The sequence below is a fragment of the Rhodococcus sp. 852002-51564_SCH6189132-a genome (assembly GCF_001665495.1).
Taxonomy (GTDB): Bacteria; Actinomycetota; Actinomycetes; order Mycobacteriales; family Mycobacteriaceae; genus Rhodococcus; species Rhodococcus pyridinivorans.
The window spans coordinates 105331-126956 of the sequence record NZ_LZMJ01000036.1 but is presented as its reverse complement, the minus strand read 5'-3'; the positions used below and the strand labels follow the sequence as shown (position 1 = coordinate 126956).

The 21626-nt window shown below is 67.9% G+C and carries 19 protein-coding genes and 2 pseudogenes; 6 read left to right on the top strand and 15 right to left on the bottom strand.

The genetic code is table 11. The features are described 5' to 3' along the window. Positions 1–275: 275 nt before the first annotated feature. Complete coding sequence (locus A5767_RS07980; protein WP_064852048.1) at positions 276–2351, bottom strand: sensor histidine kinase; 2076 nt, start codon at positions 2349–2351, stop codon at positions 276–278. A 287-nt stretch (positions 2352–2638) separates the two neighbouring features. On the opposite strand from A5767_RS07980, the gene A5767_RS07975 reads away from it, so the two are divergent. Further along, entirely contained in the window at positions 2639–3562 is a 924-nt protein-coding gene (locus A5767_RS07975; protein WP_006550773.1) for a LysR family transcriptional regulator, read from the top strand. A 71-nt stretch (positions 3563–3633) separates the two neighbouring features. Here A5767_RS07975 and A5767_RS07970 read toward each other — a convergent pair whose 3' ends face one another. The 4 genes from A5767_RS07970 to A5767_RS07955 are packed head-to-tail and all read right to left on the bottom strand — an operon-like array spanning position 3634 to position 8301. Continuing rightward, entirely contained in the window at positions 3634–4506 is an 873-nt protein-coding gene (locus tag A5767_RS07970) for an SRPBCC family protein (RefSeq protein WP_006550772.1), read from the bottom strand. Positions 4507–4559: 53 nt separating this feature from the next. Next, positions 4560–5414 (bottom strand): FAD binding domain-containing protein, encoded by an 855-nt coding sequence (locus A5767_RS07965; protein WP_006550771.1) that lies wholly within the window; start codon positions 5412–5414, stop codon positions 4560–4562. Then, on the bottom strand, positions 5411–7810 hold the full coding sequence (locus tag A5767_RS07960) for a xanthine dehydrogenase family protein molybdopterin-binding subunit (RefSeq protein WP_024102442.1): 2400 nt from the start codon (positions 7808–7810) through the stop codon (positions 5411–5413). Before A5767_RS07960 ends, A5767_RS07965 begins: the two co-directional genes overlap by 4 nt. Positions 7811–7812: 2 nt before the next feature. Continuing rightward, positions 7813–8301 (bottom strand): (2Fe-2S)-binding protein, encoded by a 489-nt coding sequence (locus A5767_RS07955; RefSeq protein WP_006550769.1) that lies wholly within the window; start codon positions 8299–8301, stop codon positions 7813–7815. A gap of 172 nt (positions 8302–8473) precedes the next feature. Between A5767_RS07955 and A5767_RS22545 the strand changes: the two are divergent. Continuing rightward, positions 8474–8793, top strand: a pseudogene (locus A5767_RS22545) (SDR family oxidoreductase); the annotation flags it as partial. Here the strand turns inward: A5767_RS22545 and A5767_RS07945 are convergent. From A5767_RS07945 to A5767_RS07925, 5 genes are all read right to left on the bottom strand, one after another. Further along, complete coding sequence (locus A5767_RS07945; RefSeq protein ID WP_006550767.1) at positions 8781–9923, bottom strand: XdhC family protein; 1143 nt, start codon at positions 9921–9923, stop codon at positions 8781–8783. The pseudogene A5767_RS22545 and the gene A5767_RS07945 overlap by 13 nt on opposite strands. Then, on the bottom strand, positions 9916–11028 hold the full coding sequence (locus A5767_RS07940; protein WP_006550766.1) for a vWA domain-containing protein: 1113 nt from the start codon (positions 11026–11028) through the stop codon (positions 9916–9918). Before A5767_RS07940 ends, A5767_RS07945 begins: the two co-directional genes overlap by 8 nt. Then, a complete protein-coding gene (locus A5767_RS07935; protein ID WP_006550765.1) occupies positions 11025–11918 on the bottom strand; it encodes an AAA family ATPase in 894 nt (297 codons plus the stop codon). The genes A5767_RS07940 and A5767_RS07935 overlap by 4 nt, the downstream gene beginning before the upstream one ends. 56 nt (positions 11919–11974) lie before the next feature. Continuing rightward, complete coding sequence (locus A5767_RS07930; protein WP_019290577.1) at positions 11975–12187, bottom strand: hypothetical protein; 213 nt, start codon at positions 12185–12187, stop codon at positions 11975–11977. A gap of 363 nt (positions 12188–12550) precedes the next feature. Continuing rightward, positions 12551–12880 (bottom strand): MerR family transcriptional regulator, encoded by a 330-nt coding sequence (locus A5767_RS07925; RefSeq protein WP_064852047.1) that lies wholly within the window; start codon positions 12878–12880, stop codon positions 12551–12553. Positions 12881–13039: 159 nt separating this feature from the next. Here A5767_RS07925 and A5767_RS07920 point away from each other — a divergent pair, with 159 nt between their 5' ends. Then, positions 13040–13465 carry an Hsp20/alpha crystallin family protein gene (locus A5767_RS07920; protein WP_064852052.1) on the top strand — a complete coding sequence of 142 codons (426 nt, stop codon included), beginning with the start codon at positions 13040–13042 and terminating at the stop codon, positions 13463–13465. Positions 13466–13521: 56 nt separating this feature from the next. On the opposite strand, the gene A5767_RS07915 is transcribed toward A5767_RS07920, so the two are convergent. Then, a complete protein-coding gene (locus A5767_RS07915; RefSeq protein WP_064852046.1) occupies positions 13522–14703 on the bottom strand; it encodes a zinc-dependent alcohol dehydrogenase in 1182 nt (393 codons plus the stop codon). Positions 14704–14930: 227 nt separating this feature from the next. Between A5767_RS07915 and A5767_RS07910 the strand changes: the two genes are divergently transcribed. After that, positions 14931–15176 carry a DUF6480 family protein gene (locus A5767_RS07910; RefSeq protein WP_006550761.1) on the top strand — a complete coding sequence of 82 codons (246 nt, stop codon included), beginning with the start codon at positions 14931–14933 and terminating at the stop codon, positions 15174–15176. Positions 15177–15210: 34 nt separating this feature from the next. Here the strand turns inward: A5767_RS07910 and A5767_RS07905 are convergent, their stop codons facing one another. Next, the gene (locus A5767_RS07905; RefSeq protein WP_006550760.1) at positions 15211–15675 is read right to left on the bottom strand and encodes a response regulator; all 465 of its coding nucleotides are present in this window, start codon (positions 15673–15675) and stop codon (positions 15211–15213) included. After that, complete coding sequence (locus A5767_RS07900; RefSeq protein WP_019290582.1) at positions 15672–17312, bottom strand: sensor histidine kinase; 1641 nt, start codon at positions 17310–17312, stop codon at positions 15672–15674. Before A5767_RS07900 ends, A5767_RS07905 begins: the two co-directional genes overlap by 4 nt. A gap of 342 nt (positions 17313–17654) precedes the next feature. Between A5767_RS07900 and A5767_RS07895 the strand changes: the two are divergent. Further along, positions 17655–18449, top strand: a pseudogene (locus A5767_RS07895) (TIGR03620 family F420-dependent LLM class oxidoreductase); the annotation flags it as partial. Positions 18450–18488: 39 nt separating this feature from the next. On the opposite strand, the gene A5767_RS07890 reads toward A5767_RS07895, so the two are convergent. Both A5767_RS07890 and A5767_RS07885 read right to left on the bottom strand, forming a co-directional pair. Next, on the bottom strand, positions 18489–19259 hold the full coding sequence (locus tag A5767_RS07890) for a thioesterase family protein (RefSeq protein WP_006550757.1): 771 nt from the start codon (positions 19257–19259) through the stop codon (positions 18489–18491). Next, the gene (locus tag A5767_RS07885; protein WP_064852045.1) at positions 19256–19915 is read right to left on the bottom strand and encodes an SACE_7040 family transcriptional regulator; all 660 of its coding nucleotides are present in this window, start codon (positions 19913–19915) and stop codon (positions 19256–19258) included. Before A5767_RS07885 ends, A5767_RS07890 begins: the two co-directional genes overlap by 4 nt. Positions 19916–20004: 89 nt before the next feature. On the opposite strand from A5767_RS07885, the gene A5767_RS07880 reads away from it, so the two are divergent. Then, the gene (locus tag A5767_RS07880) at positions 20005–21624 is read left to right on the top strand and encodes a carboxyl transferase domain-containing protein (protein WP_006550755.1); all 1620 of its coding nucleotides are present in this window, start codon (positions 20005–20007) and stop codon (positions 21622–21624) included. The last annotated feature ends 2 nt before the right edge of the window (positions 21625–21626 follow it).

Here is a 21626-nt window from a genome sequence, read left to right as displayed (position 1 = left end):
AGGGCGCGGGCCCTTTTTCAATCACCGACACGGCAACGGGGTCGATCGGCACCAGCCCCTACCAAGTGCGAAGAGCCGTGATTCTCCGGTCGCACCTCGTACGGGGGTTCACCGCCGAGGTACAGCGTCCATCCGACGAGCCGCGGCGCACGGGTGCGTGCCCGTAACGCAGCGACGAGTGGTGCCGGCCAGACGTGCTGGTGGACGTCGACGCGGGGAACGGTCATGCCGTCAGGATGGCAGACCGCCCGCCCGCTGTCCGTTGTCCGCGTCGCCTACTGTCCCGCGCCGCGGGGAACCCATCGTTCGTGCAGCTGTCCGCGCCGGATACCCGGACTCGTCCCGGGCGTCGCGAGAGCGGGGGTGGGTGCCGAGTGACGGCTTCCGACCACCGGCTGCGATCCGGATGCCGGGTCGGCGTGGAACTGCTCGCCGTACTCCGACGGGGGATCGGGCAGGCGGCGCGGCCGATCGATCCGGTACGGATCGTCGTGGTTCCTGCCGGTTCCCTTGAGCAGGCTGGTCGGCAGGTAGATGCTCGCAGTGATGCCGGCATTGGTGGACGAGTCGAAGGTCGGACGCAGACGCACCGTGATGTCGTGACGATCGGCGAGGCGCGCGACCACGAACAGACCCATTCGCCGTGCGGCGCCGGATCCGGCTTCGCCGTCCGAACCCAGCCGCATGTTGATGTCGGCGAGTTCATCTGCGGGGATACCGATTCCGCGGTCGGCGATCTCGAGGAGGAGGCCGCCGTCGACGGCGCGGGAGAACGCGAACGCCACGGTGCTCTCGGGCGGTGAGGCGCGCAGCGCGTTGTCGAGGAGCTCGGCGATCATGTGGACGACGTCGGTGACGGCGCTGCCGACCAGATTGCCGTCGGGCGCATTTCCGATGTTCACGCGCTGGTAGTTCTCGACCTGCGAGAGGGACGCGCGCAGGACGTCGACGAGCGGTGTGTCGGGGACGCGGCCGAGGCGCTGGCGGGTACCGGCGAGGACGAGCAGCGAGTCGCCCGTGCGCCGCATGCGGGCGGCGAGGTGGTCGAGCGCGAACAGGTTCTGCAGACGTGTCGGGTCGCGCTCTTCGTGTTCGAGCGAATCGATCAGCGCCAGTTGCTGTTCCACGAGCGTCTTGTTGCGGCGGGCGAGCGTTTCGAGCATCTCGTTGACCTGCCGGCGCAGCTGGGCCTGCTCGCCGGCCAGACGCAGGGCGCCCTCGTTCATGCTGTCGACGGCGCGCGCCACCTCGCCGATCTCCTCGCGGGTGTGGACGCGGACCGGATCGAGTGTGACGGATTCGATCTCGGCGCCGTCCTTGATCGCGGCGAGCGCGGCGGGCAGATCCTGTTCGGCGGTGCGCAGGGTGTCGTCGCGCAGTCGGCGGAGCGGTCGGACGAGCGACATCGCGATCACGATCGCCAGTCCGAGGGCGAGCGCGAGGACGATCGCGATACCGATGGCGTTCTTGAGGGCTTCGGTGCGTGCTTCGGCCGCGAGGTCGTCGAGGGCGGCCACGGCTCGGGTCGCGGAACCGGCGACCTCCTCCTGGTAGATCATGAGGCTCTCGAAGAGCGACCCGCGCAGAGCGGCGACGTTGCCCGCTTCGTTGTCGAGGTTGGCCGTGAGGCTGCGGCGATTCTCGAGCTGGGTCATCAGACCGTCGACCCGGGAGGAGTCGGCGGTCTCGTTCTCGACGAAGGTGTCACGGAGGACGGCCAGTCGCGCGGACTCGACACCGAGGGCGTTGTTCCACATGAGCAGGGCACCGTCGGTTCCGGCGCTCAGCGCGGAGTATGCGAGGACCTGGTCGAGCAGGGACCACTGGGTGTCCCACAGGTCGAGAAGTGTCGCGCTCTCGCGCTGGACGGTGGGGTCGTCCGTGGTGGTGGTGATGGCGCGGTAGGCAGCCTGGGCGCGGCTGACGAATCCTTCGGCGCGCTCGCTGGCCACGATCGGCGCCAGGGTTCCCGACGACGCGCTGTCGAGCAGGCTCTCGCCCTCGGCGAGCATGCGGTTGATCATCGCCGCGATCTGCGGATCGAGATCCTTCGCGTCGATGTGGTCGCGCAGCGTCGCGGCGGATTCGCGGGCGACCTGGGCGCCGTTGTCGACGGGCAGTGACAGGATCGTCGCTGCCGCGGCGCCGGTGACACTGGTGGCGTAGTCGGCGAGGGTCGGCAGGATGGAGACGTTCTCGGCGGCGGCGCTGTAGGCGTCGTTCTCCTGGTAGAGGTCGTAGACGCGGAGCGAGCCGTACAGGGTCGCTGCGACGATGGGGACGGCGACGACCGCGGTCATCCTGCGCCACAGACGCCAGTTGTCCGGCGTGTACTGCCGGAATTTCCTCATGACACTCACAACGTTTCGCCCCCCGAGCCTCTCTACCTGCCTGAGTCGGCGGCCGGCCGAAACTGGACTTCGGCAAGTAAAGAACTTCGCCTTGGAAATTCGGGCCAGGGCGAATCACGGTTCGCTGCCGTCAGGACGTGGGTCAGAGTAGGTAGTACTTCGCTGCGCTCACAAGATCGCCGTCCAAGTCCGATAGCTGGTATTCGATCTTGTGTATACATCACGGTCGTGCGCTACGATGCCGCCGGAATTTCCCGTTCCGCCGGGTTTCGATGTCAGGGGGGCGCATGGATCTGCGACGGGTCGATCTCAACCTGCTCGTCGTCCTCGAAGTCCTGCTCTCCGAACGCAATGTCACGCGCGCGGCGCGGCGACTGAACATGTCGCAACCGGCGACGAGTACGGCTCTCGCCCGGTTGCGCAAGCAATTCGACGATCCGCTTCTCGTGAAGAGCGGCCGCACACTGCGTCCCACCGTGCGCGCCCAGGCGATCGTCGAACCGCTCCGCGAGGTGCTGCGGACCCTCGAGCGCTCGGTACTGGCTGCGCCCGGCTTCGATCCCGCGACGGATTCACGCACCTTCACCATCATGACCGGCGACTACGCCGCGATCACCCTCCTGCGTCTGCTGGTCCGGGGGAGCACCCCGGCCGGCATCCGTTTCGATCTGCTGCCGTTCAACGGTGCCGGTCTCGATGCCTTCCGCCGGTTCGAGATCGATCTCGCGGTGCTACCGGAACACGTGCTCGAATCCCCGGAGTTCGAGAGCTGCCGGAGGCAGGTCGTGCTGACCGACAGACTCGTCGGGGCGGTCTGGTCCGGCCACCCGTACACCGGCACCAAGCTCACCCGCGAAGTGCTCGGCCGCTACCCGCTGCTGTCCTACGCGCAGTATTCCGACGACACCAACCTCGGCCGCGCTCTGCTGCGTGCGGGGGCGGTGGCCCAGGTCGGCGCGACCAGCGGCAACCTCGCGGTGCTTCCGTACGCCCTGGAGAACACCCGCATGGTCACGTTCCTGCCCGAGCGCTTGGCCCGGCACCTCGCCGAGATGGCGTTCCTGCGCATCCTGGAACCGACCTTCCAGTTGCCGCCCCTGCGCGAATTCGCGGTCTGGCACGCCGAGCGCGATGCGGATCCCGCGCACGCCTGGCTCCGTGCGCAGCTCGACCCGATCGGACGTCGCCGCGTCGCAGCACAGGCAGGCTGACGACGACGAACGCTGCGGACCGGCCCGTTCGACGGGGTCCGATCCGCAGCGTTCGAGTGGATCCGACGAGGTCAGCGTCCCGATCGACGCTGGAGGATCACCGCGATGACCACGACGAGAATCGCGACCACTCCGACCGGCGCGACCCGCGTCGCGACCGATCCCTTCGCGTACTGCATGAGGTCGAGCGGTTCGGCCTCGGGCTGCGGGGGCGCGGCCGGGGAGGGAGTCGTCGACGGCGTGGGAGGCGTCGAGGTCATCGTCGGCGCCGGTGAGGCGCTCACCGGGCTGGGCGGAACCGACTCGTTCGGCCGCAGCTGCGCGGAGTCGTCGTCCCCGGCGCCGGGCCCGACGAATGCTCCACCGGCCGGCTCGTCGCCCGAACCCGCGGCGGTGAGCGGCGGGCTCGCCGGCACGGACTCGTTGGGCTGCGACTCGGCTGCCTCAGCGGTCGCCGCGGAGGAGGAGGACACAGAGGAGGACGTGGAGGAGGCCGCCGCTTCGGGTCCGAGCTTCTTCGACAGGCAGTCCGCGAACTGCTCGAGGATCTTCCCACCGACATCCGAGATCATCCCCCGCCCGAACTGGGCGGGCTTGCCGGTGATCTTCATGTCGGTGCTCACGATGCCGTCGGTGCGGTCGCCGTCGCCGGTGAGGGTGACGGTGATGGTCGCGGCCACCGTGCCGTTGCCTCGGGTGTCCTTCGCATTGGCCTCGATGACCGCCCGGCGGGCGCTCTCGTCCTTCTCGACGTACACGCCGGTGCCCTTGAACGTGAGCGCCACCGGTCCGAGCTTCACCTTGACGGTCCCGGTGAACGTGTCGCCGTCGACCCCGGTGAGCGTCGCGCCCGGCATGCACGGCGCGACCTTCTCCGGATTCAGCAGGGCGGTCCACACCTCGTCGACCGGGGCGGGAACGGACAGTGTGTGTTCGAGTTGCATGAGGTCCTTTCCGAACAAGTGGTCCGGGATCTCGGTGTTCGGCGTGGAGACGCCTAGACCCCGGAGGCAGTGGTGACCGCTCGTTGGGTGAGTACCCGGGCGAGGTGGCTCCGATACTCGGCGTCGGCATTCCCGTCGGTCATGGGAGCCGTGCCGTCGGTGGCGAGCTCGGCGGCCTCCCGGATCGTCTCGGCCGTCGCGGGCTTACCGATCAGCGATTCCTCGACGCCGCGTGCCCGGACCGGGACGGCTGCCATGTTAGTAAGCGCGATCCTCGCCCGTTCGATGGTGTCGCCGGACGCCTGTAGGGTCGCAGCGACCCCGACGATGGACCACTGCTGGGCCGCGCGATGGAACTTCTCGTAGCGCGCAGACCAGCCCGTGTGCTTGGGAATCCGGACCTCGACGAGGATCTCTCCGGGCTCGACCGCGGTCGTGAAGAAGTCCTGGAAGAAGTCGTCCGTCGCGATGGTGCGACGCCCGGACGGACCGGCCACGGTGAAGGTCGTCTCGAGCGCCACGGCAGGCGCCGCGAGATCCCCGGCCGGGTCGGCGTGCACGAGCGACCCGCCGAACGTGCCGCGGTGCCGGATCTGGGGATCGGCGACGGTCGCCGTCGCCTCGGCCAGCAACCGTGCGTGCTCCGCGACGAGCGGGTCGTGCAGCACATCGTGGTGGGTGGTGGTCGCGCCGATCACCAGGGCGTCGCCGTCGTCGCGGATGCCCCGCAGTTCGGGGATCCTGCCGAGGTCGACGAGCACGGTCGGTGCCGCCATCCGCAGGCGCAGGACGGGCATGAGGCTCTGCCCACCGGCGATGACCTTCGCGTCCTCACCGGCCTCGGTCAGCGCGGCGACCGCTTCGTCGACGCTCGACGGGGCGACGTAGTCGAACGGGGCCGGTATCATTTCGTGCCTCCTCGGGCGTCGCGGAGCGCGTGCCAGATCCGCATCGGTGTACAGGGCATCTCGACGTCGGTGACGCCGAACGGCCGGACCGCATCGAGTACGGCGTTGACGACGGCCGGGGTGGAGGCGATGGTTCCTGCCTCGCCGACACCCTTGACACCCAGCGGATTACCGGGTGCCGGAGTGTCGGTGCGATCGGTGACGAAGGGCGGCAGATCCACCGCGGTGGGTAGCAGATACTCGGCGAACGACGAACTCAGCAACGTGCCCGACTCGTCGTGCACCGCTTCCTCGTAGAGGGCCTGGGCGATACCCTGGGCGAGTCCGCCGTGCACCTGACCCTCGACGATGAGCGGATTCACGACGTGCCCGACGTCGTCGACGCACACGTACTTGCGGATCCGCGCGTGCCCCGTCTCGGTGTCGACCTCGATGGCGCACAGGTGGGTGCCGTGCGGGAACGAGAAGTTGTCGGGATCGTAGGTCGCCTCGGAGTCGAGGTTCGGTTCGACACCGTCGGGCAGGTCGTGCGCGGCGAACACCGCGAGCGCGACGTCGGTGAGCCCGACGGACTTCGAGGTGCCCTTGACGCGGAACTGTCCTGCCTCGAAATCCAGATCGTCCTCGGAACATTCGAGCAGGTGTGCGGCGATCGGCCGGGCCTTGGCGACCACCTTCTCGGCGGCCTTCACGACCGCGATGCCGCCGACGGCGAGCGAGCGGGAGCCGTAGGTGTCGAGACCGCGCGGTGAACTCTGCGTATCGCCGTGCAGGATCTCGATGTCCTCGAACGGGATTCCGAGCCGGTCGGCGACGATCTGGCTCCACGCCGTCTCGTGGCCCTGACCGTGGGCGGACGAACCGGTGACGACCTCCACCTTGCCGGTGGGGAGCATGCGGATCGCGGCGTGCTCCCAGCCGCCGGCGCCGTAGGAGAGTGAACCGAGCACCCGCGACGGGGCCAGGCCGCACATCTCCGTGAACGTGGAGACACCGAGACCGAGCTGCACCGGGTCGTTGCGCTCGCGTCGTTCGGTCTGCTCGCGCCGTAATGCGTCGTAGTCGAACAACTCTCGGGCCTTGGCGGTCGCGGCCTCGTAGTTGCCCGAGTCGTAGGTCAGGCCCGCGACGGTGTCGAACGGGAACTCCTCGTGCTTGATCCAGTTCTTCTCGCGGAGCTCGAGGGGATCCATGGACAGTTCGACGGCGAGCTCGTCCATGATGCGTTCGATCGCGAAGGTGGCCTCGGGGCGTCCGGCGCCGCGGTAGGCGTCGGTGGGCACCTTGTTGGTGAACACGTTGGTGCAGGCGAACCGGTACGAGTCGAACTTGTAGATGCCGTTGAACATGAACGCGCCGAGGATCGGCACACCCGGGGTGACGAGACGCAGGTAGGCGCCCATATCGGCGAGCAGTTCCACCTTCAGGCCCGTGACGGTGCCGTCGCGGCGCGCGGCGAGGGTCAGCTTCTGGACCTGGTCGCGGCCGTGGTGCGCGGCGAGCATCGACTCGCTGCGCGTCTCGGTGTACTTGACGGGCTTGTGTAGGCGACGCGCGATGAGGAGCGTGAGCACCTCCTCCGGCGTGACCTGCAGCTTGCCGCCGAAACCACCGCCCACATCGGGGGCGATGACGCGCAGTTTGTGCTCGGGGAGACCGAGGGTCATCGCGAGCATCAGCTTCAGCACGTGCGGGACCTGGGTCGCCGACCACATGGTGATCTGCGAGGCGGTGGGGTCGACGACGACCGATCGCGGTTCCATGAAGGCCGGGATGAGCCGCTGCTGCCGGAAGGTCCGTTCGACGACCACCTCCGCGTCGCGGATCGCGTCCTCGACGTTGCCGCCGCTGCCGGCCTCGGCGGAGTCGAACACCCATGTCGCGCTGACGTTGGTGCCGAGATCGGGGTGGACGAGGTCGCCGTCCTGCGCCGCGCTCTCGAGATCGAGCACGACCGGCAGGTCCTCGTAGTCGACGTCGATCGCGTCGAGGGCATCGTGGGCCTCGTATGCGCTGCGGGCCACCACGACTGCGACGGCCTCACCCGCGAACCGCACGGTGTCGACGGCCAGGGCCGGGGCGTTCGGGGTCTTCATGTCCTCGGTGATCGGCCACGCGCACGGCAGGCTGCCCTGCTCCTCGGCGAGGTCGGCGCCCGTGTAGACGGCGACGACCCCCGGCTTGCCCCGGGCCTCGGAGACGTCGAGTCCGGTGATGCGGGCGTGCGCGATCGGGCTGCGCAGGATCGCGGCGTGCAGCATCCCAGGGAGCACGATGTTGTCGGTCCAGCGCGTGCGGCCGGTGATGAGGTGCTCGTCCTCCTTGCGGCGGCGTGCCCGGCCGAGTTCGGATTCGCCGGTGCCCTCGTCGGTGGTGGGATCCACGGTGCTCGTCATCGTCATACCTCCTGCGTGGCGGCCGGGTTCTCGCGCAGTCGCTGAGCGGCGTCACGCGCAGCGGCCACGATGTTCTGGTATCCGGTGCAGCGGCACAGATTTCCTTCGAGACCGTGCCGTACGTCCTCGTCGCTCGGATCGGAGTTCTCGGAGAGCAGATCGATGGTCGCCATGATCATCCCGGGCGTACAGAAGCCGCACTGCAGTGCGTGCTTCTCGCGGAACGCCTCCTGGACCGGATGCAGGCTGCCGTTCGTGGTGAGCCCTTCGACGGTGGTGACCGAGTGTCCGTCGGCCTGTACCGCGAGCATCGAGCACGACTTGACGCTGCGGTCGTCGAGCAACACGGTGCAGGCGCCGCAGTTGCTCGTGTCGCAGCCGACCACCGTGCCCACCTTCCCGAGTCGATCTCTGAGGTAGTGGACGAGAAGCAGTCGCGGTTCCACGTCGTCCGTGTACTGCGTTCCGTCTACGGTGACAGTGATGCGCATCGATCCTCCAAGTGCCTCGCGTAGCGCAGTGATACAGATCACTGACACTCTGCTGCATATCGCGCGTCGAAAGGACCCGAATCGCCGAAATCGCCTTTGGGCTCGCGTCGATCGGAAGCGGGATCGTCACGAGACACGCCGGCTGGTCGAGGCGGAGGGCGCCAAGGAACATCTGGTGCACTACACGACCAGCAAGCACGCCCTCGTCGGGATGGCGCGGGCCTTCGCCGCCGAACTCGGACAGCACGACATCCGGGTCGACAGCATCCACCCGGGCGCGGTGAACACCCCGATGGGATCCGGTTCGATGCGCGACCGCATCGCCCAGACCGCCGAGAGCAACCCCCGGCTCGGCGGCATGACCATGCCCTTCCTGAACAAGTACATGGCCGAGGCGGACGAGATCGCGAACATGGTCGCCTCGCGTCCGACGAGTCCGTCTTCGTCACCGCCCAGAGCTTCGCGATCGACGGTGGTGCTCAGTACTTCTGAGCGCCGATGTGCTCCTCGTGGGCGTGGATCGGTCCGCGTGTCTCCGCGAGGCGGCCGCCGCCCCCGCCCCAGCGCAGCGCGATGATCTCCGCGGCGATCGACACCGCGGTCTCCTCCGGGGTGCGGGCCCCGAGATCCAGACCGATCGGCGACGACAGGCGCGCCAGTTCCTCCTCGGTCAGTCCCGTCTCCCGCAGACGCTCCATCCGGTCGTCGTGTGTGCGGCGCGACCCCATCGCCCCGACGTAGGCCACGTCGAGCCGTAGGGCGACTTCGAGGAGTGGCACGTCGAACTTCGGGTCGTGGGTGAGTACCGTGATGACGGTGCGGGCGTCCACACGTCCGGCCTCGGCCTCGGCCGCGAGATAGCGGTGCGGCCAGTCGACGATCACCTCGTGGGCGCCGGGGAAGCGGGCCTCGGTGGCGAACACCCCGCGCGCGTCGCACACCGTCACCGTGTAGCCCAGGAACGAGCCGAGCCGGGCCATCGCCGACGCGAAGTCGATCGCCCCGAACACGATCAGCCGCGGCGGGGGCTGGAAGACGTTGACGAACACCGACATCCCCTCGCCGCGACGCTCACCGTCGGTGCCGTAGTGAAGGGTGCCCGAGCGTCCCACCTCGAGCAGGCCGCGCGCGTCGTCGACGACGGCGTCGTACATGCGGGACGAGGCGAGCTGTCCGTCGGCGCGGTCGCGCCACACGACCATCCGTCGTCCCCGTAACGCCGGGTCGGGATGGGCGGTGACGGTCGCGAGCGCGACGGGTTCGCCCGCGCGGACGGAGTCGAGCAGGTCGGTGAAGGCGGGGAAGGACGCGGCGTCGATCCGTTCGACGAAGACGTCGATGATGCCGCCACAGGTCAGGCCGACGGAGAACGCGTCGTCGTCGGAGACCCCGTAGCGTTGCAGCACCGGCTGCCCGCTGTCGATGACCGACCGGCCGAGTTCGTAGACGTCGCCTTCGACGCACCCGCCAGAGACGCTGCCGGTGACGGTGCCGTCCTGCGCGACCAGCATCGATGCACCCGGCCCCCGGGGCGCCGAACGGAAAGTCGAGACCACGGTGCCTACCGCGACGGCCTCCCCGTCCCGGTACCGCCGGTCGAGCTCGTCCAGAATTTCACGCACGCCGAACCTCCTCGAGAAGTTCTTCCAGTGTCGCAAGGCTGTGTCCCGCGAGCAGACGATCGATGTGCGGCAGGGCCGCGGAGATACCCGACTGGATCGGTTCGTATCCGGCGCCGCCGGCGTGCGGGTTCACCCACAGCACGCGGTGCGCGAGGCGATGCAGCTGCGCCATGCGTTCCCCGAGCTGCGAGGTGTCGCCGCGCTCCCAGCCGTCGGAGAAGATCACCACCACCGCGCCGCGCGCGAAACCTCTGCGCCCCCAGCGGTCCAGGAACGCGCCGAGCGTGTCGCCGAGACGTGTCCCGCCCGCCCAGTCCGGTACCGCACGCGAGGCCCCGGCGAGCGCGATCTGCGGGTCGCGGGCACGCAGCGCACGCGACAGGCGGGTCAGCCGCGTGCCGAGGGAGAACACCTCGGTGGACGACGGCGCGGCACGCGTGACGACGTGCGCGAACCGCAGGAGCGCGTCGGCGTAGGGACTCATCGAGCCGGACACGTCGATCAGCAACACCACCCGGCGCGGTCTCGTCGCTCGTGCCCGGTGCCGCGGCCGGACGGGTTCGCCTCCGCCCGCCAGCATGTCGCGCAGGGTGTGCCGCGGGTCCACCGGCCCGCGGCGGGAGGGCTTCGACCGCAATCCCCGACGCGTCGGGGGTCGGGGCTGCAACCGCGCGAGCAGTTCGGCGAGGTGAGCGCGTTCGGCGGTCGTCAATTCGGCCACGTCGCGGTGCCGGAGGACGTCGGTGTCGTCCGCCGCGACCTGCAGGCGTGGCGCGTCGTCACCGGAATCACCCTCGGCGCCCTCGCTGCGGGACAGCGCGGCGATCCGTGCGGTGCGGGTGCGTTGCCCGTGGGTACGCGAGCCGGTGGGGACGGTGTCGCCGAACCAGTGGACGAAGACCACGTCGTAGCGGGCCGTGTCGTCCGGTGTGCGGCACAGCGTGGCGCGGCCTGCCCAATAGACCTGCACGGGATCCCCGACGTCGACGTGTGCGAGGGCGTCGAGATAGGTGGCGGTGGCGTCGAGGGCGACGGGCAGACCGGCGGCGGCGAGGGCGCGGCAGAAGCCGGCCAACCCGGCGACCGGTCCGGGGGCGGTCGTCATCCGGCCCTCGAGAGGTCGAGTCCGGCGCGGGTGACCCGGTCGATGTCCTCGCGGTACTTCAGTACGGCACCGAGTGTCGCCGCAGCGGTCGCTGCGTCGAGGACGTCGCGGTCGAGGGCGACCAGTGCGCGCGCCCAGTCGAGGGATTCGGCGATCCCCGGTGGCTTCAGGAGGTCCTGTTCGCGGAACGAGCGCACCGCGCGGGCGATCTGTTCGGCGAGCGGGTGCCCCAGACCGGGCAGCCGCCGCTGCAGGATCGCGACCTCGCGTTCGAGATCGGGATGCTCCACCCAGTGGTACAGACAGCGGCGCTTGAGTGCGTCGTGCACCTCGCGGGTCCGATTGGAGGTGAGCACCACCAGCGGTGGGACCTCCGCGCGGATCTCGCCCAATTCGGGGATCGTCACCGCGTTCTCGTCGAGCAACTGGAGTAGGAAGGCCTCGAACTCGTCGTCGGCGCGGTCGATTTCGTCGACGAGCAGCACGCACGGTGAGTCGGTGAGCGCCTGCAGCAACGGGCGGACGAGGAGATAGCGCTCCGTGTAGAGGGAACGCTCGGCGGTGTCCGCATCGAGCACACCGTCGCTCGCCGCTTCGAGCGAGCGCAGATGGAGCAACTGCCGGGGAAAATCCCAGTCGTAGAGGGCCTGCGAGGCGTCGATGCCCTCGTGGCACTGCAACCGGACCATCGGCAGATCCAGGGCCTGAGCGAGAGCCGCTGCGAGCGAAGTCTTCCCGGTTCCGGGTTCGCCTTCGCAGAAGAGCGGCCGGCCCATACGCATCGCAAGGAAGACGACGGTCGCCAGTCCGTCGTCGGCGAGATATCCCGTGGTCTCGAGAGCAGCCGAGAGTTTCTCGGGTGAATCGATACGTGTTGCGTCGCCGGTCATGAAGCGAGCCTAGATGCTCACCCGCTTCCCGACCGGCGACTGCGACAACTATCGGATCAACCGTCGGCGTGCGCGAGCGGCGCGAACTCGCCGGTGAACAGTGTTGCGCATCCGGGGCACAACGTCGTGGGATGGATGGCCCAGCCGTTCATCTGGGCATAGAGCTCTGCCTGCAGTTTGCTCTGTGCGGCAGTGCGGTAGCAGTGATCGCAATGGTCGCAACGGAAGACCCACCGGCCACCGGAGATCGGGTCGCGGTGCGGCGTCATGTCCACCTCGATATCAACAACTCGGTATCGGCGAATCGATGTCGTGGAATGGTCGGATCGTGCCGGTTCCTCTCAGGGAACCGACTTGCCCATGACGCGGGCCCACCATCCGTCCAGCGGGCTCGGATCGGGCCAGCGGATCGTATCGTCTGCGATGTAGTTCGGCCGGGATGCCGTGTCCTGCTGTCCCTGTCCGGTATTCGGTGAATCGTGCTGTGCATTGCGCACTGAGGTCACCCCTTATTGCTATCGGTGCGTCACTTGGCGGACGCACTCCTACGCACCTCTGAGGCGTTCTTGAATCTTAGCCCGGTTCTCCTGAACCGGCCCGGTCTTTCTGCTGTTTGCGCAGGTAGAGGAGGTCTAGGAAGTATGTGGCGGGGGAGGGGGCCTGCTGTCCAGAGTGGAGCGCAGGCGGTCGTTGTCCTCCTTGAGGGCCGCGTTGTTCGCCTCGAGTTCGAGGATCCGGGCGATTCCGGCGATATTGATTCCCGAGCCCACCAGTTCGACGATTCGTTGGACGATCTCGAGATCGTTGTCGCTGTAGCGGCGCGTTCCGCCTGCTGTCCGTTCGGGGTGCAGCAGCCCTCGGCGTTCGTACAGGCGCAAGGTCTGCGGGTCGAGTCCCGACAGTTCGGCGGCCACCGAGATGCCGTAGACCCCGCGCCGGGCGCGTAACGGATCTGGCGTCATCGTTTCCTCCGGAGTCGGTGTTCTCGGGTCGCGCCGCGGTCACCCGCGGCCTTGACCGAACCTTATCACAGGGCCATAATAAATCTGTGTCTACAGACACAGATAATCGAACAGAGTGTGGCCGTCACGAACGGCCGGACAGTCGGAGGTGACAGACCGATGTTGATGCGCACCGACCCGTTCCGCGATATCGATCGCTTCACGCAGCAGGTGCTCGGGACCATGGCACGGCCCGCGGTGATGCCGCTCGATGCATGGCGAGAAGGCGACCGTTTCGTCGCCGAGTTCGATCTCCCGGGCGTCGACGCCGACTCGATCGACCTCGATGTCGAACGCAACGTGCTCACTGTGCGCGCGGAACGTCCGGAAGTCGACCGGGACAAGGAATTCGTCTCGACCGAGCGGCCGAGAGGTGTCTTCACTCGTCGACTGTTCCTCGGTGACACCCTCGACACCGATCGGATCGAAGCGCAGTATCGCGGTGGTGTTCTGCGCGTGACGATTCCGGTCGCAGAGAAGGCGAAGCCCCGCAAGATCTCCGTGATCGACGCGGAAAGCAACGGACAGGCCGCGATCGAGAAGTGAACCGCTACGACGAACCGGGCCCGGGAACCATCCCGGGCCCGGTTCGGCTGCGTCCACTACGGTTTGAGTCCGATCTTGATGGCGCCGTCCTGCTTCTTCTGGAAGATCTCGTACGCGTGAGGCGCGTCGTCGAGCGGGAGGCGGTGGGTCGCGAAGTCGTCGACCCCCAACGGATCCTCGTCGGTCAGCAGCGGCAGGATCTCCGGGACCCAGTTCAACACGTTGGCCTGACCCATGTGGAGACGGATCTGCTTGTCGAACAGGGTGAGCATCGGCATCGGATCCGCCGCCCCGCCGTACACACCGCTCAACGAGATCGCGCCACCACGCCGCACGACGTCGATCGCGGTGTACAGCGCGTGGAGACGGTCCACTCCGGCCTTCTCCATGAACGGCTCGGCGATCGCCGACGGCAGGAAACCGGCGGCACTCTGGGCGAGCTTCGCGACGGGCGAGCCGTGCGCCTCCATACCCACGGCGTCGATCACAGAATCGGTGCCGCGCCCGTTCGTCATGTCACGGATCATGTCGCCGGGGTTGTTGTCGACCTCGCGCAGATCGACGACCTCGATACCGCGGGACGCCGCGCGGGCCAGTCGCTCGGGAACCATGTCCACGCCGATCACGCGAGCACCCTTGTGCGCCGCGATGCGGGCGGCCATCTCACCGATGGGGCCGAGGCCGAGCACCGTGACGCTGCCGCCGTCGGGGATCTCCGCGTACTCGACGGCCTGCCAGGCGGTGGGCAGCACGTCGGAGAGATAGACGAAACGGTCGTCAGCCGGCCCTTCCGGGACCTTGATGTGGGTGGCGTCGGCGTGAGGTACACGCAGGTATTCGGCCTGCCCGCCGGGCACGCTGCCGTAGAGCTTCGAGTAGCCGAACAGCGCGGCACCGGTGCCCTCCTCACGGACCTGCGTGGTCTCACATTGCGAGTGCAGGCCGTGGGAACACATGAAGCACTGGCCGCAACACACCTGGAAGGGGATCACCACCCGGTCGCCGGGCTTCAGTTTCGTGACACCGGAGCCGACCTCCTCGACGATGCCCATCGGTTCGTGACCGAGGATGTCGCCGGGAGTCATGAAGGCTCCCAACACCTCGTACAGGTGCAGGTCGGAGCCGCAGATGTTGGTGGTGGTGACGCGGATGACGGCGTCACCGGCCTCCTGGATCGTCGGATCGGGCACCGTATCGACGCTCACGTTGCGGCGCCCTTGCCATGTCACTGCCTTCATGTCGCTCCTCGGTTCCTCGGGTGCAGGAATGTCGGGCCGTGCCCGGCACGTGTCCCTCGATGCCTACCCCCGCTCGGCGCGGGCAAACGCTGCCCGCGAGCGGGTCCCTGCCGCGCCGCACATGTTTGCGCGTGCCGGAGGAGAGGTATGTCGCCACAGAATCGAATCACCGCGACACATGTCTGTGGCCGCTCTTGCGGGAGCGCAGCCGCACAGAAGGAGGTCAGGTGACCACTTCGGACCCCGAACACCACGGAAGCCAGGATCCCGAACCTTCGCGCACCCCGGATCTCGAGCCCGGTGGCGGCGTGGCGCCCGGATCGACGCCCCCGGACTCGGGGACGACGTCCGGGCTGTCCGCTCCGGAACCGGACACGAGAAAGCGATTCCCCATCAGCGGGTGGCTCACGCTGCTCGCCGTCGCGGTGATCGTGATCATCTTCGTGGTCGCGATCTTCGGCATCCTGTCCTGACGGTTCGGCCCGAGCCGCCCCGCGGAGTTTCTCGTCAGCGTCCGCGACGCGGTAGCCGCACGACCTGCACGAAGAATTCGTCGATCTGCTTCACGGCACCGATGAACTGGTCGAGATCGACCGGCTTGGTGACGTACGCATTGGCGTGCAGCTTGTAGCTGCGGAGAATGTCCTCCTCGGCCGACGAGGTCGTGAGCACCACGATCGGGATGTCGGACAGTTCCGGATCGGACTTGATCTTCGTCAGCACCTGCCGGCCATCGTACTTCGGCAGGTTCAGGTCGAGCAGGATCAGATCCGGGCGCGGCGCACCCTCGTGGTCGCCCCGGCGGTACAGGAAGTCGAGTGCTTCCGCCCCGTCGCGGACGACGTGTAGGGCGTTGCCGATCTTGTTGTCCTCGAATGCTTCACGGGTCATCAGCTCGTCGCCGGGATCGTCCTCGACCAACAGGACGTCCACCGGTCGGGCAGCGGGATAGGTCACGATCGTGCTCCTCATGACGTTGTCCCCTGCTTCTGCTCGACGGGGCGTGATGCGGTTCCGAGGGTGAAGCAGATTCGAGTGCCCTCGGTATGAGTATCGCCGTACTCGGTGTCGATCCAGATTCTTCCCGCGTGATACTCGACGATTTTCTTGCTCAGCGCCAGTCCGATACCGGTGCCCTGGTAATCGTCGCGAGGATGCAGCCGCTGGAAGATGACGAACACCTTCTCGGCGTACTCGCTGTCGATCCCGATGCCGTTGTCGGTGACGCAGAAGTGCCACCGCGGACCGTCCGACTCGTCCTCGGCCTTTTCGCACTCGATCCTGATCACCGGGGTGCGATCGGGATGGCGGAACTTGATGGCGTTGCCGACCAGGTTCTGCCACAGCATCGTCAGCAGAGTGGGGTCACCGGTGAGCTCGGGGAGGTCGTCGGGGCGTTCGATCTGCGCCTGTGACTCCTCGATGGAGGCGGAGAGGTTGAACAACGCCTTCTCGAGCGGTCGGCCGAGGTCGACCCGGACGTAGGCGTCGTGGACGCGTCCGACCCGGGAGAAGGCGAGCAGATCGCTGATCAGCACCTGCATCCGTTTCGCGCCGTCCACGGCGTATTCGACGTACTGCCGTCCGCGATCGTCGAGGACGTCGCCGTACCGCTTCTCGAGCAGCTGGCAGAAGGACGCGACCTTCCGCAGCGGTTCCTGCAGGTCGTGCGATGCGACGTAGGCGAACTGTTCGAGTTCGGTGTTCGAGCGGCGGAGTTCCTCGGCCTGGGCATCGAGATCCTCGGTCTGTTTCGCGAGCAGGGTCTGCTGCTTCCGGGAGTCCGCCAACGCGTCCGCGATACGACCGCGCATCGTCTCGACGTCGAGGGCGAGTGCCCGGATGTCCTTCGGTCCCTGGGGGTATATGTGCTGGTAGAAGTTCTCCTCCAGCGCGACCCGGCGACTGGCGTTGCGGAGTTTGCTGAGCGGCACGGCGACGAGATTGTGGACGAGGGCCACCATCGCGAGGCCGGTGAGGATGAACGTGATCACCATGGCGATCAGGACCGAGTTGCGGATCGTCCGGGACTGCACGAGATCGTCGAGGTTCTCTTCGAGCACACGGGAGAGCGCGCTGTTCTCCTGGACGAACATCGACCGGATCTCACCGAAGGTCAGCCGGTCCTCCTCTGCCAGGTTCGCATCGACGGGGCGCGGCTGCCCGGGCACGACTGTGGCGATGATCGGCTCTGCATATTGCGTCTGCCACTGCCGGGCGGTGGCGTCGATGGAGTCGATGTCGGCGAGGAGCTCGGGATGGTCGGCGAGGAGTTCACGGAGGCGATCGAGGGCGACCTGCTGATCGGCTCGGCCGGCGCGATACGGCCCGAGGAAGATCGGGTCGGTCGTGAGCGCATACCCGCGGACCGCGGTCTGCTGATCGAGCAATGAGATCTGCAGCCGGTAGGACTCCGTCATCGCGGGCTGGATCCGCCCGGTCACCTCGTCGGTGATCTGCACGGTGCGCTGGATGAAGATTCCGCCCACGATCGAGCCGAGGACGGCGAAGACCGCGAGGACCGCGAACGCGACCTGGAACCAGCTCTGCACGACCAGCCGCGACGAGAACCGCTCGATGCGCGGTTCGGGAACCGAAGGATCCCTCATCGCCGCACCGTCGCTCCGACCTCGGCGGAACGCACGATACCGATCACATCCACCCCAGCTTCCCGGCCCGTGCCCGATTCGCGCCTACGGGCGACGAATCCCGACGGCGGTGCGGTCCCGAACCTGTCGGTCTGCGAACACACGTATGGACGGGCTGTCTGTTGAACCCGAATGCGAACTGTAGCCGACCGGTGGAGCCGTTCCGATCCGGCCACGGGCCGAACCGGCTGCACCGAGTGCCGGAACGCGACTAGGGTCGGTCGCATGACACGACGAGTGAGTGTGTGGGGTGGCGCGTTCTGGCTCAGTCGGAAGGTTCGCGAGTAGGCGCTCGATGCAGCCCGCGAACTGGAGGAGCTCGGGTACTCCCGGTTGTGGACGTCCGGCGGATTCAAGGACGGCTTCCCCTCCGTCTACGGTGAACTGCTCGCGGCGACGACGACGCTCGAGCTGGCGAGCGGCATCATCAGCATCTGGCACGCCGACCCGGAGACCACGGCGGCTGCGGTCGCCGATCTGGAGTCGCGGTATCCCGGTCGTTTCCTGCTGGGCGTCGGAACGAGTCACGCTCCCGTCGTCGACGCGCGGGAGAACACCAGCTACACCAAGCCCTACAGCCGGATGGTCGAGTACCTCGACGGCCTCGATGTGGCGTCGACGCCGGTGCCCACCGATCGCAGGGTCCTCGCGGCGCTCGGCCCGCGCATGCTGAAGCTGTCCGCCGAGCGCGCGGCAGGAGCCCATCCGTACTTCGTTCCGCCCGCGCACACGGCGGTTGCGCGTGAGGCCCTCGGCTCGGAGCCGTTGCTCGCGCCCGAGGTGGCCGTCGTCCTCGAAACCGACGAGACCGTTGCGCGTTACATCGCCCGCGAGTACATGCGCGGTTATCTCGCGCTGCCGAACTACTCGAACAACCTGCGTCGTCTCGGGTATACCGACGAGGACCTCGCCGACGGTGGCAGCGACGGCCTGATGGACGTGCTCATCCCGTGGGGCGATCTCGACAGCGTCGTCGCCGGCATCGAGAAGCACTACGCCGCCGGTGCCGACGAGGTCGCCATCCAGGTGCTCACCGCGGATCCGTTCACCTTCCCGAGCGAGGGCTACCGGCAGCTCGCGTCCGCGCTGCTGAGCTGAGGCCACCGAACCCCGAGGTCACCGGATCGGTGTGGCCGCTCAGATCGGCCGCACCGTGAGGATCTGGGACATCGTGCCGATCGGTCCGGTCGCATCGTGCAGCACCGTGCTCGTCAGGCCGACGCCGTCGGCGCCGAACGAGACCGACGTATCGAAGCCGACCCATTCACCGCGGGGTTCGGCGAACAGGTGCGCGGTCAGGTCGACGTTGGGGAAGGCGACCGTTCTCGGATCGGCACGCACCGCCATGCCGTTGGCGATGTCGAACAGGCCGGCCGTGGCGGCGAGATCGCTGACCTTCTCGCCCTCCACGAGCGGGAGACCGGTGCGCACCCAGAACGAGGCCCGTCCGGGTGCGGTCGAGACGCGGCGCACCTCCACCGAGTCGATGAATCCTCCCGGCCACAGCGTCGTCGGGTCCCAGGGTTCGCAGTCCTCGGGCGTCGGAATCGGCTGCAGCGTGGTGCCGGCGATCTCCGCGGTGGGACGGGTCTGCATCAGCCACGCGCGCGCACGCACGATCGCGCGCCCGTCGTAGGCGAGGGTCGCTTCCACGAGTTCGATGGTGCGTCCGGGCCGCAGGACCTCGACCGTCGTGACGACGGGACCGACGGGCACGGTGCCGAGGATGTCGTACGACAGGCGTCCGATCGTGAGGTCGTCGTCGCGCCGCGCGTCGCGGTCGCATTCGACGACGTGGGCGATCAGCCCGAGAGCGGGAGCGATGTGCTGCTCCGCCTCGTTCCACGCCCCACCGACATGTTCGGTGGCGCGGAAGGAGGTCGGGCCGAGTCGTTCGAAGTAGCTCATGCGGTCTCCGTTCGTGACGGCTCTGCCGCGAGAGCCGAGGGGGTCGCGGCGAGAGCTGCCAGTGCCATGCGTCGCAGCACCGCGCGGGTGCCTTCGGGGGAACGCGGGTCGGCGCTGTGCGGTGTCGAGTTGATGAGTCCGAAGGTCGCGTGCGCCATCGTGCGCGCATCGGATTCGGGCAGTGCGGGGTCGATGCGGCGCAGGGCGTCGACCCAGATCTCGACGTAGCGACGCTGGGTCACCCTCACCTCCCGCTGCCCCTCGTCGGGGAGGGACGTGAACTCGCGGTCCTGCACGCGGATGAGATCGGGCTCGCCCAGCGCGAAGTCGAGATGGAAGTCGACCAGGCCCTCGAGGGCGTCGCGCGGGTCGGGCGTCGTCTCGGCGACCTGCGTGCCACCTGCGAGGAGGCGGCGGCTGATCTCGACGAGGATCTCGACGAGCAGGGCGTCCTTGTTGAGGAAGTGTCGGTACACGGCGGGACCGCTGATCCCCACGGCCGCACCGAGATCCTCGAGGCGGACCCCGGGGAATCCGCGTTCGGCGATCAGGTGCGCCGCGGCACGCAGGAGGTCCCGTCGGCGTTCCGCCTTGGCGAGGCTACGCCGCGTCGGGCGTCCCGATGCGGTCGAGACGTCGATCGCGGACTCGGTCATGAAAATCTCCGCTCGGTGTGGTCTGGACAACTCGGTTAATCATAACTAACCTAGATTTCAGTTAATGGCGATTAGTCGATCTACCGAGGATGGTGTCCGTGACAACCGCTGAGACGGCCTCGACAACCAGCCGCGACCAGCACGAACAGCTGGTCGGAGAGCTCCGAGACAAGCTCGCTGCCGCAGCCCTGGGTGGCAGCGAGAAAGCCCGGGAGCGGCATGTCGCCCGCGGCAAGCTGCTTCCCCGCGACCGCGTGGACGAACTGCTCGACACGGGCAGCCCGTTCCTCGAACTGTCGCCCCTCGCCGCCGACGGCATGTACGACGACGAGTGCCCCGGCGCCGGCATGATCGCCGGCATCGGCCGCGTCGCCGGCCGCGAGTGCGTGATCGTCGCGAACGACGCCACCGTCAAGGGTGGCACCTACTATCCGATCACGGTCAAGAAGCATCTGCGGGCGCAGGAAGTCGCGCTGCAGAACAACCTGCCGTGCCTGTACCTCGTCGACTCCGGTGGCGCCTTCCTGCCGCGGCAGGACGAGGTCTTCCCCGACCGCGAGCACTTCGGCCGCATCTTCTACAACCAGGCCACCATGAGCGCCAAGGGGATTCCGCAGATCGCCGCGGTCATGGGCTCGTGCACCGCCGGCGGCGCCTACGTCCCCGCCATGAGCGACGAGGCCGTCATCGTCCGCAACCAGGGCACCATCTTCCTCGGTGGCCCGCCGCTGGTGAAGGCCGCGACCGGCGAGGTCGTCACCGCCGAAGAGCTCGGCGGCGGCGACCTGCACTCGAAGGTCTCCGGCGTCACCGACCACCTGGCCGAGGACGACCGCGACGCGCTGCGCATCGTGCGAGACATCGTCTCCACCTTCGGTCCGCGCAACCCGCGTCCGTGGGACGTCGAACCCACCGTCGAACCCGAGGCCGACCCCACCGAGCTGTACGACGTGGTGCCCACCGACTCGCGCATCCCCTACGACGTGCACGAGGTCATCGACCGTGTGGTCGACGGCGCCGGCGGTGACGGCCATGAATCCAGCAGCTTCCACGAGTTCAAGGCCGAATACGGCAAGACTCTCGTCACCGGCTTCGCACGCATCCACGGCCACCCGGTCGGCATCATCGCGAACAACGGCGTGCTCTTCGGCGAATCCGCCGTCAAGGGAGCGCATTTCATCGAACTGTGCGACAAGCGCTCGATCCCGCTGGTGTTCCTGCAGAACATCTCCGGCTTCATGGTCGGCCGCGACTACGAGGCCGGCGGCATCGCCAAGCACGGCGCGAAGATGGTCACCGCGGTCGCGTGCGCGCGGGTGCCGAAGCTGACCGTCGTCATCGGCGGCTCGTACGGCGCCGGCAACTACTCGATGTGCGGTCGCGCGTATTCGCCTCGCTTCCTGTGGATGTGGCCCAACGCCCGCATCTCCGTCATGGGTGGCGAGCAGGCCGCCTCGGTGCTGGCCACGGTGCGCTCCGACCAGCTCGATGCCTCGGGCAATCCCTGGACGGCCGAGCAAGAGGAGGAGTTCAAGGCTCCGATCCGCGCCCAGTACGAGGAACAGGGCAATCCCTACTACTCGACCGCGCGCCTGTGGGACGACGGCATCATCGATCCCGCAGACACCAGAAAAGTTCTCGGACTGGCACTGTCGGTGTGCGCCAACGCCCCGCTCGAGCCGGTCTCCTACGGCGTCTTCCGGATGTGAGT

Bases quoted from the DNA above. Each gene is read 5' to 3' on its own strand.
- A5767_RS07980 (WP_064852048.1), bottom strand. From the start codon at position 2,351: ATGAGGAAATTCCGGCAGTACACGCCGGACAACTGGCGTCTGTGGCGC.
- A5767_RS07975 (WP_006550773.1), top strand. From the start codon at position 2,639: ATGGATCTGCGACGGGTCGATCTCAACCTGCTCGTCGTCCTCGAAGTC.
- A5767_RS07970 (WP_006550772.1), bottom strand. From the start codon at position 4,506: ATGCAACTCGAACACACACTGTCCGTTCCCGCCCCGGTCGACGAGGTG.
- A5767_RS07965 (WP_006550771.1), bottom strand. From the start codon at position 5,414: ATGATACCGGCCCCGTTCGACTACGTCGCCCCGTCGAGCGTCGACGAA.
- A5767_RS07960 (WP_024102442.1), bottom strand. From the start codon at position 7,810: ATGACGAGCACCGTGGATCCCACCACCGACGAGGGCACCGGCGAATCC.
- A5767_RS07955 (WP_006550769.1), bottom strand. From the start codon at position 8,301: ATGCGCATCACTGTCACCGTAGACGGAACGCAGTACACGGACGACGTG.
- A5767_RS07940 (WP_006550766.1), bottom strand. From the start codon at position 11,028: ATGACGACCGCCCCCGGACCGGTCGCCGGGTTGGCCGGCTTCTGCCGC.
- A5767_RS07935 (WP_006550765.1), bottom strand. From the start codon at position 11,918: ATGACCGGCGACGCAACACGTATCGATTCACCCGAGAAACTCTCGGCT.
- A5767_RS07930 (WP_019290577.1), bottom strand. From the start codon at position 12,187: ATGACGCCGCACCGCGACCCGATCTCCGGTGGCCGGTGGGTCTTCCGT.
- A5767_RS07925 (WP_064852047.1), bottom strand. From the start codon at position 12,880: ATGACGCCAGATCCGTTACGCGCCCGGCGCGGGGTCTACGGCATCTCG.
- A5767_RS07920 (WP_064852052.1), top strand. From the start codon at position 13,040: ATGTTGATGCGCACCGACCCGTTCCGCGATATCGATCGCTTCACGCAG.
- A5767_RS07915 (WP_064852046.1), bottom strand. From the start codon at position 14,703: ATGAAGGCAGTGACATGGCAAGGGCGCCGCAACGTGAGCGTCGATACG.
- A5767_RS07905 (WP_006550760.1), bottom strand. From the start codon at position 15,675: ATGAGGAGCACGATCGTGACCTATCCCGCTGCCCGACCGGTGGACGTC.
- A5767_RS07900 (WP_019290582.1), bottom strand. From the start codon at position 17,312: ATGAGGGATCCTTCGGTTCCCGAACCGCGCATCGAGCGGTTCTCGTCG.
- A5767_RS07890 (WP_006550757.1), bottom strand. From the start codon at position 19,259: ATGAGCTACTTCGAACGACTCGGCCCGACCTCCTTCCGCGCCACCGAA.
- A5767_RS07885 (WP_064852045.1), bottom strand. From the start codon at position 19,915: ATGACCGAGTCCGCGATCGACGTCTCGACCGCATCGGGACGCCCGACG.
- A5767_RS07880 (WP_006550755.1), top strand. From the start codon at position 20,005: ATGGTGTCCGTGACAACCGCTGAGACGGCCTCGACAACCAGCCGCGAC.